At 48.9% G+C, this 13,508-nt stretch carries 12 protein-coding genes; 3 read left to right on the top strand and 9 right to left on the bottom strand.

Annotated features, from left to right (window positions below; genetic code table 11):
- Positions 1-81 precede the first annotated feature (81 nt).
- Both HPY28_RS09365 and HPY28_RS09360 read left to right on the top strand, forming a co-directional pair.
- Complete coding sequence (locus HPY28_RS09365; RefSeq protein ID WP_174230464.1) at positions 82-1,215, top strand: glycosyltransferase; 1,134 nt, start codon at positions 82-84, stop codon at positions 1,213-1,215.
- Positions 1,216-1,378: 163 nt separating this feature from the next.
- Complete coding sequence (locus tag HPY28_RS09360) at positions 1,379-2,206, top strand: M55 family metallopeptidase (protein ID WP_017251066.1); 828 nt, start codon at positions 1,379-1,381, stop codon at positions 2,204-2,206.
- A 182-nt stretch (positions 2,207-2,388) separates the two neighbouring features.
- On the opposite strand, the gene HPY28_RS09355 is transcribed toward HPY28_RS09360, so the two are convergent.
- From HPY28_RS09355 to HPY28_RS09330, 6 genes are all read right to left on the bottom strand, one after another.
- Positions 2,389-2,589: a cold-shock protein gene (locus HPY28_RS09355; protein ID WP_007728493.1), complete on the bottom strand. Its 201-nt coding sequence runs from the start codon at positions 2,587-2,589 to the stop codon at positions 2,389-2,391.
- A 106-nt stretch (positions 2,590-2,695) separates the two neighbouring features.
- Positions 2,696-3,457, bottom strand: coding sequence for a DUF4179 domain-containing protein (locus HPY28_RS09350; RefSeq protein ID WP_174230463.1), 762 nt, complete (start codon positions 3,455-3,457; stop codon positions 2,696-2,698).
- Entirely contained in the window at positions 3,436-4,023 is a 588-nt protein-coding gene (locus HPY28_RS09345) for a sigma-70 family RNA polymerase sigma factor (protein ID WP_174230462.1), read from the bottom strand. The genes HPY28_RS09350 and HPY28_RS09345 overlap by 22 nt, the downstream gene beginning before the upstream one ends.
- A 146-nt stretch (positions 4,024-4,169) precedes the next feature.
- The gene (locus HPY28_RS09340) at positions 4,170-5,468 is read right to left on the bottom strand and encodes a nucleotide sugar dehydrogenase (protein WP_174230461.1); all 1,299 of its coding nucleotides are present in this window, start codon (positions 5,466-5,468) and stop codon (positions 4,170-4,172) included.
- Between the two features lie 284 nt (positions 5,469-5,752).
- A complete protein-coding gene (locus HPY28_RS09335) occupies positions 5,753-6,163 on the bottom strand; it encodes a DUF350 domain-containing protein (protein WP_017251061.1) in 411 nt (136 codons plus the stop codon).
- Positions 6,164-6,180: 17 nt separating this feature from the next.
- Entirely contained in the window at positions 6,181-8,538 is a 2,358-nt protein-coding gene (locus HPY28_RS09330; RefSeq protein WP_017251060.1) for an endonuclease MutS2, read from the bottom strand.
- A gap of 243 nt (positions 8,539-8,781) precedes the next feature.
- Between HPY28_RS09330 and HPY28_RS09325 the strand changes: the two genes are divergently transcribed.
- Positions 8,782-9,156, top strand: coding sequence for a phage holin family protein (locus tag HPY28_RS09325; RefSeq protein ID WP_017251059.1), 375 nt, complete (start codon positions 8,782-8,784; stop codon positions 9,154-9,156).
- A 95-nt stretch (positions 9,157-9,251) separates the two neighbouring features.
- On the opposite strand, the gene zapA is transcribed toward HPY28_RS09325, so the two are convergent.
- The 3 genes from zapA to pheS form a co-directional block, all read right to left on the bottom strand.
- A complete protein-coding gene (gene zapA / locus HPY28_RS09320; protein ID WP_007728510.1) occupies positions 9,252-9,527 on the bottom strand; it encodes a cell division protein ZapA in 276 nt (91 codons plus the stop codon).
- Positions 9,528-9,608: 81 nt separating this feature from the next.
- Positions 9,609-12,032, bottom strand: coding sequence for a phenylalanine--tRNA ligase subunit beta (gene pheT / locus HPY28_RS09315; RefSeq protein ID WP_017251058.1), 2,424 nt, complete (start codon positions 12,030-12,032; stop codon positions 9,609-9,611).
- A 15-nt stretch (positions 12,033-12,047) separates the two neighbouring features.
- A complete protein-coding gene (gene pheS / locus HPY28_RS09310; RefSeq protein WP_017251057.1) occupies positions 12,048-13,082 on the bottom strand; it encodes a phenylalanine--tRNA ligase subunit alpha in 1,035 nt (344 codons plus the stop codon).
- Positions 13,083-13,508 lie beyond the last annotated feature (426 nt).

Raw genomic sequence — 13,508 nt, 5'->3', positions numbered from 1 at the left:
CACACCGCCTGTATTGGGTCGTGCCTCCATGTACATACCTCGGTAGAGGTTGTTTTTTAATTACGATTCGGGTGAATTCAGATGAGCAAATTACGAGTCCTCCACGTGATTGGCGGGGGGGAATTTGGCGGTGCTGAACAACATATTCTCAATTTGGTCACTACTTTTCCAGTCGACGAAGTAGATGTCGCAGTCGTATGCTTCTATGATTCTCTCTTCGCGAGTAAATTGCGGGAATCAGGCATTCAAGTCATTACTCTGAATCAATTCGGACGTTTTGACTTACGATTGCTGCAGGCTCTGCGGAATGCCTTTTCCACATTCCAACCAGCGATTATCCATACGCATGGGATTAAAGCCAATTTCTTTTCTCGACTGGCAGCTCGCGGTATGAAGGTGCCTTTACTGACCACTGTTCACAGCTCACTCCGTTATGATTATACAAGCTCCTTGGCCTACGCCATTGTCAGCATGATGGAAATGAGCACGAGACATTGGAACCGTCACTATATCGCGATCAGTGGTGCGATTGCCGATATTTTGCGGGGGCAGGGTGTTCGCTCGTCTGACATTAGCGTGATTTATAACGGAATGGACATGAAGCCTTATCGGCAAAACCATTTACGGGAGAATGACCGCAATCGACTGCGTGCGGAATGGAACATACCAGAGGACGCCTTTTTATTCGGGACAGCAGCTCGCTTTGTTCCCGTAAAAGGTCTCCCGATTCTGCTCGATGCTTTCCATACGCTTGTGGTGGACAAGAAAGAGGTCCCTTATCTCGTGTTGATCGGAGACGGCTCTGAACGTGCTGCGCTCGAAGCTAAGGTGAAAGAATTGGGCCTGGAATCGCGTGTTCGCTTTGCAGGATTTCGGCAAGATATTCCTGCGTGCTTGCATGCCTTAGATGGCTTTGTCCACTCTTCTCTGTACGAAGGGCTAGGCTATACGATCATCGAGGCAATGGCTTCGGAGGTTCCTGTCGTAGCAAGCAATGTCGGCGGCGTGAAAGAGTTTGTTTTCGATGGCGAGACGGGGCTGATCGTCGAACCGGGAAATCCCACTTTGTTGGCGCAAGCAATGGAACGGTTATGGACTTCACCACAGTTGCGTGAGACCATGGTGCAACACGCTCTGAATAAAGTAGAATCCACTTTTACCATTCAACTCATGACCAAACAAATTGTTGCTCTTTATCGTACGTTACTGAAATGACGAAAAGCACGGTGAAACGCGAACAGCGGGCATCGTGCTTTTTTCATGTGATTTGTTTGAAGAATCTGTTTTTGTGGTTGCCTACTTATGATCAATCTGGTTACATATGAATTGGAACTATTTTGTATAGCAAGCTGTACCAGACAGAAAGGGTGAAAATGAGATGAAACTATTTCTATCGGTAGACATGGAAGGTATTTCAGGCATTGTGGATACGAGCTATATTAACCCGGATTCGGGGGTTAACTATCAGCGTGGCCGCCAGTTTATGACGGACGATGCTAATGCAGTTATTGAAGCTGCACTTGAGTCTGGCGTAACGGAAATTGTTGTTGCAGACAGTCACAACACGATGAACAACATTCTCTGGGAAAAGCTCCATCCTAAAGCGAGACTGTTGGCAGGTTCTCCACGCGATTCATCCATGATGCAGGGACTCGATGAGAGCTTTGATGCAGCGATGTTTATCGGCTATCATACCCGCCAAGGGATTCCTGGCGTGCTCAGCCATACGATGTCCGGTGTGGTTCACAATATGTATATCAACGGACAAGTCGTGGGTGAGTTCGGCTTTAACGCCGCGATTGCAGGCATGCACAACGTTCCTGTTGTCATGGTGTCTGGTGATAATCTCATTGCCGTCGAAGCCCAGGAACTGATTCCAGGTATTCAGACAGCGATCGTGAAGGAAGCTGTATCCCGCACAGCTGCTATCTGTCTCTCGCGTGAAGAAGCGACCGCTGAACTGAAGCGCAAGACGACCAATGCCTTGCGCAATCGGAACAACATCCAGCCATTCCGTACAGCTGTACCTGTAGAGCTGGCGATGGAATTCTCCCATGCAGGACAAGCCGAGATGGCCGCGATTGTCCCGGGCACGCGCTATGAAACAGCTACAAACATGGTTTATTACAATGCAGCCAATCCGCAGGATATGTACAAAACGATGCGGGCTATGCTGAACCTGGCGTCAGGTGCAGAGTTTTTCTAAACAGGTGAGGAGAGAACGGAAGACTGAAATCAGTTCTTCCGTTCTCTATTTCTTTTTTTCGCCTCTTTTTTCATTTTTTATTTGTTTTTACAAAGCCAAAGCCACTGAGAAAGAAGTGCAGCTACTCCTAATCCAAATAAAAAAGCAGACCCATCACCTGAGTCTGCTTGTCGTTTCAGCTTTTATAGTCTCCGAACGTTCGTCGCTTGAGGACCGCGTTGACCGTTTTCTACGTCAAACTCAACCTCTTGCCCTTCGTCCAAGGATTTGTACCCTTCGCCCTGAATAGCGGAGAAGTGAACGAATACGTCATCTCCACCATCACGCTCGATAAAACCGAAACCTTTTTCACTGTTAAACCACTTTACTCTTCCACGTTCCATTTTTTGCCTCCTAGCATGTAACCCTTACATGACATTTGAAATATTGTCTTACCCCGGTTACTATTGCCATTTACGAGGCTTATTATACGTGACCGAATTTTTTCTCCTACTTCGCAGCCTCTGTTGCTTCTTTGGCTTTGCTCTGGTCCACAATAAATTGTCCCTTCCAGTTGCCCTTTGTTTTGCCGATCCGGTTCACATCGATGTTTAAGGTGAGTGGCTGTGGTAGCTTGACTCCATGCGTGACGAAGGCAAGAACGCCCTCTGGCTTGTCATGATCGGCTATTCCCACCTCTACTTCCTTACCAGTCTCGTCTGTTAAGTAGAAAGGCATAGTATCCTCTTTGGTCCCGATAAAGTTTAGGACACTTGTACCTTCCAAGCCTTTATCCTGGTACACAGGATTGCCATTTGCTTCGCCTACCACATTTAAACCTGTCGTATCGAATTCGAAAGGCACCAGTTCTCCATTTTGTTGTTCAATGCGATAGTGCAGCAGAACCTTGCTATCTTCCGCATACACTTCCGTAAAATGAATCGTAATCCCCTGATCGGTAATTTTTTGATCGATCGGAATGGACAACCCTTTTTCCGCTGCTCGCTTAACCTCTTCACCCACCAAACTGTTCAAGTCTTTTGGATTGTCTGCAAAATAAGAGGTTCCATTTAAAGCCGCATATACTCCAGTCGGCAGTATAATAGCAGCAACTAATCCCATCATAACTAATTTTTTCTTCATCGGTACAGTCTCCTTTTTTTTGTGATAGCGTTGAAAGGACTGCCTGACTCGCTGGTCTACTTCACCAGGAATCATGGTCTCGTCAATTTGTTTGGTGAGTGACTGTTTTATGATTTTCTCGATAGACATGCTTGGAGCTCCTCCTCATTCCACTCGACCTCAAACGACTCTCGGATTCGCTTTAATGCCAGATGATTTCTCGATTTCGCTGTCCCCACTGGTATTTGCAGCAGTTCGGCAATCTGATCGTACGTATAATCGTAGTAATACCGATAAATCACGACGATCCGCAGCTTGAACGGCAGCTTTTGGATTGCTTGCTGCATCTCTGTGGCAGACTCCATCGCAAGCATTGGCTCATCCGGCGTTTCGACATGTTGCTTTTCTTCCAAGCTCTGTTTTCGTTCTAACAGACGGAATCTTCTCCAAATCTGTCTACGCCAGTTTTTCACCTGTCTAATGACAATCCCATTCACCCAGAAAAGAAACGGACGCTTGCGATCATAGCCAGGCAGTGATCTCCATAGCTGATAGTAAACTTCGCTCACAATATCGTGAACATCTTCTTTATTCGTGACCATGGCTGATACGGTCCCGTAAACTTTTGTCCGTGTCATGCTGTAGACCACCTCAAAAGCTTCTTGATCTCCATCAAGCAAACGGTCCAGCCACAGTTCTAACATTTGATCATTCATCGGAGGGCCCCCTGAAATTGTATACACCTTGTATTGGCTCTCTCGTTCAATATGGTTCACTACTTTATGAAAAAAAACCTCGCCAAACGCTTCTACATGCGTTTAGAGAGGTTTTCTTGTACGAATCATTGGTACTTGTTCAAGAATTAAATGCGCACCACAGTAGCCTTGCTGACAAGGTCACGCGGGATGCGGTTCTTCGTATCGAAGAGAATCGGCGCGTCAGCCATCTTTTCAGCCACATGGGCCCAATCCGCCTCAGCAAATTCCTTTTGGACAGCAGTCAGGAACAACGCATCTGCTCCATTCACTGCTTTCTCCAAACTGTCAACCTTGTGATCATACACAGTCGGAACAGCTGGATCGTAGGAACGAACGTCTACTCCTTTTACTATGAGCTGCTTGATCAGGTCGTGGACAGGGCTTACGCGGTCGTCATTGGAAAAGTCTTTCATCGCCATCCCCAATACAGCTACGCGGCTTCCTGCCAATGTCTTGCCGTTATTCTTCAAGGCTTGCTCGAGCATGCTAATCAACACTTCAGGTACTGCATCATTCGTATTGCGGGCCAGTTGCAGAATCGGGAGGTTTACTTCCAATTCACGTGCCTTAGGCTGTAAGTAGTACAGCGCATTCGGCAAGCAGAAGCCGCCTACACCCGGTCCCGGCGATAACAGGTTTACACGCGTGTGCGTATTGGCAACCTTGATCAGCTCGAACGTATCGATTCCGAATGCCTCAGAGAAACGAGCAAATTCCTGTACCATCGCAATGTTCACATCACGCTGGATGTTCTCGATGACTTTTGCTGTCTCGACTACGCGGATATCCGTGATCGTGATGTCCGTCTCGCTGATGAAGGACAACAACTCTTTTCCTTTTTCAGCGCTTTGTTCATTGATGCCACCCAGAACGAGCGGCATATGGATGAACTCTTCAAAAGCACGACCCTCTGCAATTCGCTCCGAGCAGTATGTCAGGAAGAAATCGACACCAGCAACAAGACCACTTGTCTCCTCCAAAATCGGCAGAATCACGTCTTCTGTCGTTCCTGGTACGACGGTGCTGCGGATCATGATGGTATCGCCTTTTTTCAGTACGCGACCGAGCGATTGTGCACAGCTTTTCAGCGGTCCGAGATCAGGATCACCGTTATGAACAGGCAATCCGACTGTTACAATATAGTTATGGACTTCCGCAGCAGCTTCCTCGTAGGAGGTCGTTGCACGGAAACGTTTTGCTTCAATCTGCTCTTTGAGGATCTCTGGCAACGTTTTTCCCTGATAGGACTCCAGGTGATGGGAATGTGCCGCATTGATCTCATCGACGACATGCGGTAAGGCGTCAATACCGATGACGTTTGCTCCTTTCATGGCATAGGTAAGCGCCAACGGCAAGCCTACAAACCCCAATCCCACAACAGCTACGCGTACAGGTTGAGTCATTGCGTATCTCCTCTTTCACATTCTCCAAGTAAGGTCCGTATGACTGTAGAAGAAGTCAGGCGGCCAACTTGCGTATATTTTTAGGACAGGTAGTAAACACCTGCAGCGATAAAAAGCACACACAATCCGATGAGGACCTTGTACAACGTTTCCAAGGCTGTTCCTCCCCCATACAATCTTGGCTTGTCCTCTTTTTCGTAAAAAGGACTTTGATTGGGCAGAATAGTTTGGTACTCTTTCGCCAAATCAAATTATACTCTCGTTTGAAATATCGTTCAACCCGTCTAACGAGGCAAGGATGCCCCTATGATATACGAAAATCCGATGGACAGGACCATCGCAATAAAACCAATAGCCCTGTTATCTTTTGCAATTTCCTGATCGACATTAAAGGTAGGGGTCATGAATTCAAAAATGAAGTACGCAGACAACAACAGGAAAAATCCGAATGTCGCCCAAATCAACGCTTCGCCCAAAGAAAAATGCGCCTGAATGGAATAACGGAAAATGTTCGCGATCCCAAAAATTTTCCCGCCTGTTGCCATTGCTACTGCCATGTTCCCGCGCTTCAATTCTTCCCAAACACGATAACGCGTTACCAGTTCAAAAATGGCTAAGAATAACACCATCGCCAGTCCAGACACAGTAAAATAAGCTGCAGTTGCAAAATATGGATTGTGTAGAAGGCTTTCCATATGTCCCTCCCGACCTCTTATTTCAATTCGGCAATGGTAGCACCTACGCCGCCTTCTCCTTGACCACCTAAGCGGAAGGATTTTACATTACGATGACTTCTCAAATACTCGTGCACGCCTTTGCGCAATACTCCTGTCCCGTGGCCATGAATAATGGAGACCGAGTGCAGGCCTGCTAACAGCGCATCATCTAAAAACTGATCGATTTCCCGAATGCTGTCCTCAACGTTGTAGCCGCGCAGATCAAGATCCATCTTGATATTGTCACTGCGACGCTTCACAGAGGTGTACGGAGCCGCTTGCGGTTTTTGCTGGATGGAGTTTTGTACATGCATATCATCGCGCTTCACCTTCATTTTCATGATCCCGATCTGCACGAGGAATTCTTCATTGTTTACTTTTTCCAGCACGGTTCCTTTTTGTCCGAAGCTCGTCACCATTACCTCGTCGCCCACCTTGATCTGTGTGGCACGAACGGCTTTCGCAGGCTTCTTCACCTTTTCCTTCTCCAGCTCAAGGACGGCATTGCCCAAGCGCTTCTTCGCATCGATGAGACGATGCTCCTTGATTTCCATGCCTTCTGCCATCATCTCGCGCAGCTCGCGAATGATTGTTTCCGCTTCTTCTTTTGCGAGTTGGACCGCAATTCGCGCTTCGTCTTCTGCTCGCTCCATTCGTTTGTTTTTCTCTTCAGCAAATTGCGCGCGCTCTTCTTCCAGCTGTCTACGCAGCTCTTCCGATTCCTCGCGTGCCGCTTTTGCCGCCAACCTGTCTGCTTCCGCCGACTTGCGATTACGCTCCAACGAAGCGATCATGCTCTCGACCTGATTGTCTTCCTCACTGATCGAGCCGCGCGCTACATCAATGATGTGTTCCGGCAATCCCAGACGTCTTGCGATGGCAAACGCGTTAGATCGACCAGGCACCCCGATGAGCAAGCGATAAGTAGGACGGAGCGTCTGTACGTCAAATTCTACGCTGGCGTTGATGACCTCGGGCCTATCGTAGGCATACGCCTTCAATTCACTGTAGTGTGTCGTTGCGACCAATCTCGCACCGGAATCAATCACATGGTCGATAATGGACATGGCCAGAGCAGCACCCTCTGTCGGGTCTGTTCCTGCCCCTAGCTCGTCAAACAGTACCAAGCTCTTGTCATCCATTTTCGCCAAGATTTGAATAATATTGGTCATATGGCTCGAGAATGTAGACAGGCTCTGCTCGATGGATTGCTCATCCCCGATATCGGCAAAAACGGAGGAGAATACGGTCATCTCGCTCTCTTCCTCTGCGGGAATATGCAAGCCTGCCATGGTCATCAAGGACAGCAGTCCGATTGTTTTGAGAGAAACGGTTTTTCCGCCTGTATTCGGGCCTGTCACAACAATCGCCTGATACTCTCCACCTAGCTCCACATCTACAGGAACGACAACTTCCCGTGGAATGAGTGGATGACGCGCTTTTCGCATGTTTACGTATCCGCGATCATTGATGCGTGGACAGATCGCCTTCATGCTCCAGGCAAGCTGAGCCTTGGCAAACATGAAATCGAGCTCTGTCAGCGCTTCTGTGTTCTCGATCAAAGCTTCTACCGCAAAGGACACCTGCTCCGTCAACACATACAGAATGCGCTCCACTTCACGTTCCTCGCGCAGGCGAAGCTCGCGAAGCTTGTTGTTCATCTCGACGATCACTTCCGGCTCGATAAAGAGCGTCGCCCCAGATGCCGACTGATCATGAACAATTCCGCCAAATACAGAACGATACTCCTGCTTCACCGGAATGACGAAACGATCGCCACGAATCGTAACGATGTTTTCCATCAGCATTTTTTGGTAAGTAGACGAGCGTGTCATTTGATCGAGCTTTTCGCGAATGCGCGACTCAAGTTGTCTGATCTCTTGACGTACCTGACGCAATTCAAGACTCGCGCTATCCAAAATATCGCCGTTTTCATCAACACAGCGGCGAATTTCGGTTTCCAACTCGCGCAGGCCCTCAATCCGCTCTGCCTGCTGTTGCAATAACGGCAGCTCGTGATCCTCACACATATCGAGCAAAAACGTTTTGAGCCTGCGTCCAGCCATAACAGTGCTGGCGATATCCAGCAATTCCATCGGGGCGAGCATGGCATTCAATCTGGCGCGCTGTACGGGACCGCGGATATCGCGTATGCCACCGAGAGGCACGCTGCCTTTTAGGCGTAACACGGTTGCTGCTTGTTCTGTCCCTTGCTGAGCAGTTATGACTTCATCCAAACGTAAAAAAGGAATCAGCTCTGATGCTTTTTCTTTTCCATATGTGCAAGATGCCTTGTCAATTAACAGGGCGACTATTTTATCGTATTCTAACGTCCTTAAAACCCGTTGTTCCACTGTGCTCCTCCTTCTTTATCCAGCGGCGACCGTTGTACCGTGCGGGCGGGAGCGACGGTCTATACCGGCAATCATTACGATCTCCCCATTATAACATGGCAGCGGAGCTTAGAAAACTTGAGCTACGGATAGCTTCGGACAGGCACCACCGGCGAAGGATAATTTTACACGTTTTCGTTTGGCATAGTTCTACTCTTTGCGTGAGAGAATGAAAGGTGAAACAACCCTAAAGGAGGAGTACACTTGACGATCATGCGCCATATCGTCCGCTTTATCGTCGCTGCCGTAGTCCTGATGTTTGTCGGCTTTCTGGTCCCCGGCTTTTCGGTTAGCAGTTTTTGGACAGCTCTGTTCGCGGCCGTTGTCATCGCACTGATTGGCTGGGCCGTAGAAGCCATTTTCGGAGATCGAATTTCGCCGTACAATCGTGGTATTATCGGCTTCTTGGTCAGTGCCGTCGTGATTTATCTCACTCAGTTCATCGTCTCTGGCTTCCGCGTCACGATTCTTGGGGCGCTTCTCGCTTCCTTGGTGATCGGGATCATCGACTTGTTTATCCCGATCAAAACCCATATGGATATGCGTAATGGAGATGCCGGGAACAAGCAGGAGACATAGGCAAAATGCGACAAAGAGCCATCCCATCAAAGACGGGGTGGCTCTTCTCCTTTTACCCACAACGTGAAAAGAGAGGCATTCCGCCCCTCTTTTCCTTAATCTATCGGTTTAGCCTTTGCCTCTTCCTGAATGATTTTCAGCAGTTCTTCGTACTCCTGACGCAAGCGGAAGTATTCATCCGCGATATTGACTGCAGAAAGTACGGCAATTTTGGCAGTATCCAGTCGATGGTTGCCGTTTGCGATTTCGTTCATCTTGTCATCAACGAAACCGGCCACCATGCGTATGTGATTGACACTTGCCTTGCCACTGAGCCGGTATTGTTGGCCAAAGATGTCCACCGTCAAACGATTTTTCCCATCACCTTGCACGAGAGGTACCTCCCTACTGCGACCTTTGCTCTACTTTATCTTTTTTAGGTTACTGAAAATGTCAGATTTCGTCAAGCAATCTTACATGCGCAGTTCAGCGCCAGTGTTGTTTTTCAAGGCTTCGACGACAGCAGTGGTCACTTGTTGAATCTCTTCGTCCTGCAAGGTACGCTCTGCGTGACGGAATACAAGGGCAAATGCCATGCTCTTCTTATCTTGGGCAATACGCTCACCCATGTATACATCGAACAGGGTTACGGACTCGAGCAGCTCGCCTGCCGCTTTACGAATCGTTGCTTCCAATGCACCAGCAGCTACACTGCGATCCACAACGAGAGCCAAGTCACGCGTTACCGCTGGGGACTTCGGCAACTGATTGTAATGTCCTACCTCGGCAGCTACATCAATCAAAGTAGCTACATCCAGCTGGAATACGTACGTTTCGGACAGATCATACGCTTTTTCTGTACCCGGATGAACTTGCCCCAAATAGCCCAGTCGTTTTTCTCCTACCCATACTTCAGCAGTACGTCCTGGGTGCATACCCGCGATGTCCTGTACAGCTTTGTATTCAGCAGCTTGGATACCCAAACGAGCGAAGAGTGATTCCACAATCCCTTTGGTTTGGAAGAAATCAACAGGCTGCTTAGCGCCCATCCAGTTTTGTGTGAGCAGTTGTCCAGTCAATGCACCCGCTACATACAGACGCTCTTCTGGAAGCTGCGTGAGTGTTTCTTCTTTCGTCAAGAACACACGGCCCAACTCAAAAATCGCGACATCGTGGTTTTGGCGGTTTTTATTGTAAGCAACTGTTTCCAAGAGGCTTGGAATCAAGCTCGTGCGCAGAACGCTATGGTCTTCACTCATTGGCATCATGAGCGCAACAGGGTTTACTTTCTCCTGATGCAGACCGGCTACTGCCTCGACACGATCTGGATGAACCAGTGCATAGGAAATCGCTTCATTCATGCCAGTACCGATCAGGTGATGACGGATGGTACGGCGCAATTGCTGTTCTTTTGTCAACTGTCCCTGTGTGGTCGAACCGGAAGGCAAGCTGGTCGGAATGTTGTCGTAGCCGTACAGACGTGCAACCTCTTCCACCAAATCCTCTGGCAGCGTAATGTCGCCACGTCTTGTTGGAACCGTGACCGTCCATTTTTCGCCCGCTACTTCATATGGGAATTGCAGACGCTCGAAAATCGGCGATACCTCAGAAGCCGCCATGTCGGTTCCGAGATGCTGATTGATTTTTGCAAGCGTAACAGAAACAACAGCAGGCGTAGCTTCGCTTACAACAGCAGAGCTGATTCCTTTGGATACCGTTGCCCCAGACAATTGCTGAATCAGAGCAGCAGCGCGCTCTCCCGCTTCCTGCACACGTGCTTGGTCAACGCCTTTTTCCCAACGTACGCAGCCTTCTGTACGCATGCCGAGCATTCGAGCTGTACGGCGTACTGTTTTTGGCGTGAACCAAGCTGCTTCAAGAATGATTTCGCTCGTCTCGCCTGTGATTTCAGAGTTAGCTCCGCCCATTACACCTGCGATCGCCAAGCCTTTGGTCTGGTCGGCAATCAGCAAGGTTTGCTCATCCAGCGTGCGCTCTTGATCGTCCAATGTCACGAGCTTTTCGCCTTCGTTTGCCAGTCGAACGACAATAGAGCGATCAGCTACCTGTGTCGCATCAAAAGCATGCAGCGGCTGACCGTACTCGAGCAGGACGTAGTTGGTCACGTCTACCACGTTGTTGATCGGACGAATTCCCGCTGCCATCAGGCGATTTTTCATCCATTGCGGAGATGTCGCGATTTTGGCGTTGGTGAAGTGACGACCGTGGTATTGATAACTTTCATTCGTCGCTTCGATCTTGACTTGGATCGGGTTGTCGCCACCGTTTTCGGTCAGCTCGATTTGTGGGAATACCACTTCTTTGCCCAAAATAGCGGCTACCTCGTAAGCAACCCCCAGCATGCTCAAACAATCCGAACGGTTCGGCGTCAGTCCCAATTCCAGTACATAGTCATCCAAGCCGAGGTACGAAATAGCATCCATTCCGATTTCCGCATCCGCTGGCAAGACCATAATGCCTTCTTGCTGATCTTTTGCCAGAAGCTTGTCGTTTAAGCCCAATTCTTTTGCCGAGCAGATCATCCCTTGGGATTCTACACCACGCAGCTTGGAACGTTTGATATTCAAACCATCTGGGAGCTTCGCACCGATCAGGGCAACGAGAACTTTTTGTCCCTTGTCTACGTTTGCTGCTCCACAAACGATTTGCAGGTCTTCCCCTTGTCCTGCATCAACGACGCATACGTTGAGACGGTCTGCATCCGGGTGCTTGCTGCGTTCTTTTACATAACCGATCACAACACCGGATACACCTGCGTTGCGCGATTCAACTGCGTCTACTTCAATCCCGCTGCGAGTCAGCTTTTCAGCCAGCTCCTGGGGCGTCGTTCCACTCAGATCGACATATTCAGATAACCATTGGTACGATACCTTCATCTTTGCCTCTCCTCTCTAACCTCGATTGAATTGACGCAGGAAACGAACGTCGTTGGTATAAAAATGGCGGATGTCCTCCACCGCGTATTTGAGCATCGCAATTCGTTCTACACCCATACCGAATGCAAAGCCACTGACTTCCTCAGGGTTGTAGCCGGCCATTTCCAGTACACGCGGGTGAACCATACCAGCACCCAAAATCTCGATCCAACCTGTTTGCTTACATACACGGCAGCCATGACCGCCGCAGTTGAAGCATTGCAGGTCTACTTCTACGGAAGGCTCCGTGAACGGGAAGAAGCTCGGGCGCAGACGAATTTGCTGGTTTTCCCCGAACATTTGACGGGCAAACGTCAAGAGGGTACCTTTCAAATCACTCATCCCGATTTTTTTATCAATGACGAGGCCCTCGATCTGCGTGAATTGGTGGGAGTGTGTCGCATCGTCATCATCGCGGCGGTACACTTTACCCGGGCAGATCATTTTGAGTGGGGTCTTGCCTTCTTTTTTCAGCATCGTACGTGCTTGCACAGGAGATGTCTGCGTACGGAGCAACAGCTCTTCTGTGACGTAGAACGTATCTTGCATATCGCGTGCCGGGTGATCTTTCGGCAGGTTCAGCATCTCGAAGTTGAAGTGGTCCATTTCAACCTCAGGACCTTCTGCCACCTCAAAGCCCAGGCCAATGAAAATGTCTTCGATCTCTTCAATAATCCGAGAGAGCGGGTGCATGGTGCCTGCTGGTACTGGACGTCCTGGCAGTGTCACATCGATCGTTTGAGAAGAGAGCTTTGCATTCAGAGCCGCTTCTTCAAAAGCTTTTTGTTTACCGGAGAACGCTGCTTCCAGCGCTTCCCTTACTTCATTCACCAGCTGACCGACAACTGGACGCTCTTCTGGGGACAGGCCACCCATTCCGCGCAGCAGTTCTGTCAACTCGCCCTTTTTCCCCAGGTATTTGACGCGCAAATCCTGAAGTTGTGCGGCTTCTGTCACTTGGCTGATTTGGCCCAGTGCGGACTCTTTCATTTCTTGCAACCGAGTTTGCACTTCGAATCGCTCCTTTTTCGTTTGATAAAATAACCTCTATCGAGGCTAACGTAAAAAAAAGAAAAACCCGCCCCAGAAAAGGGACGAGTTACTTTTTTCTCGCGGTACCACCCTTGTTAGACAATTCGCTTCCACCCTGTGACAAATCCATGACAATATCACTAGTGGAAAGAGACATTTGTCTCACTTCAGATCATTGGTAACGGGTATGACCCGGCTGCTCCTACTGCGCGAAAAGCGGTTCAGAGTGCGGCTTTGGAGTGAATTCGGCAGCTATCATGTTAAAGATGCTCGCAGTCTGTGACATCTTCTCCCTGAAAAAACAGATAGGTCCTGCGTACTAGTCTCCGTCATCGCTTTACGTTATAATTGTGATGTAAGGAAAATTATAGCGCAACAAGAGAGAACTTTCAATTCTACAAATGT

The sequence above is a fragment of the Brevibacillus sp. HB1.2 genome (assembly GCF_013332495.1).
Taxonomy (GTDB): domain Bacteria; phylum Bacillota; class Bacilli; order Brevibacillales; family Brevibacillaceae; genus Brevibacillus; species Brevibacillus porteri.
The sequence above is the reverse complement of the archived record's forward strand: the minus strand, read 5'-3'. Positions and strand labels throughout refer to the sequence as shown.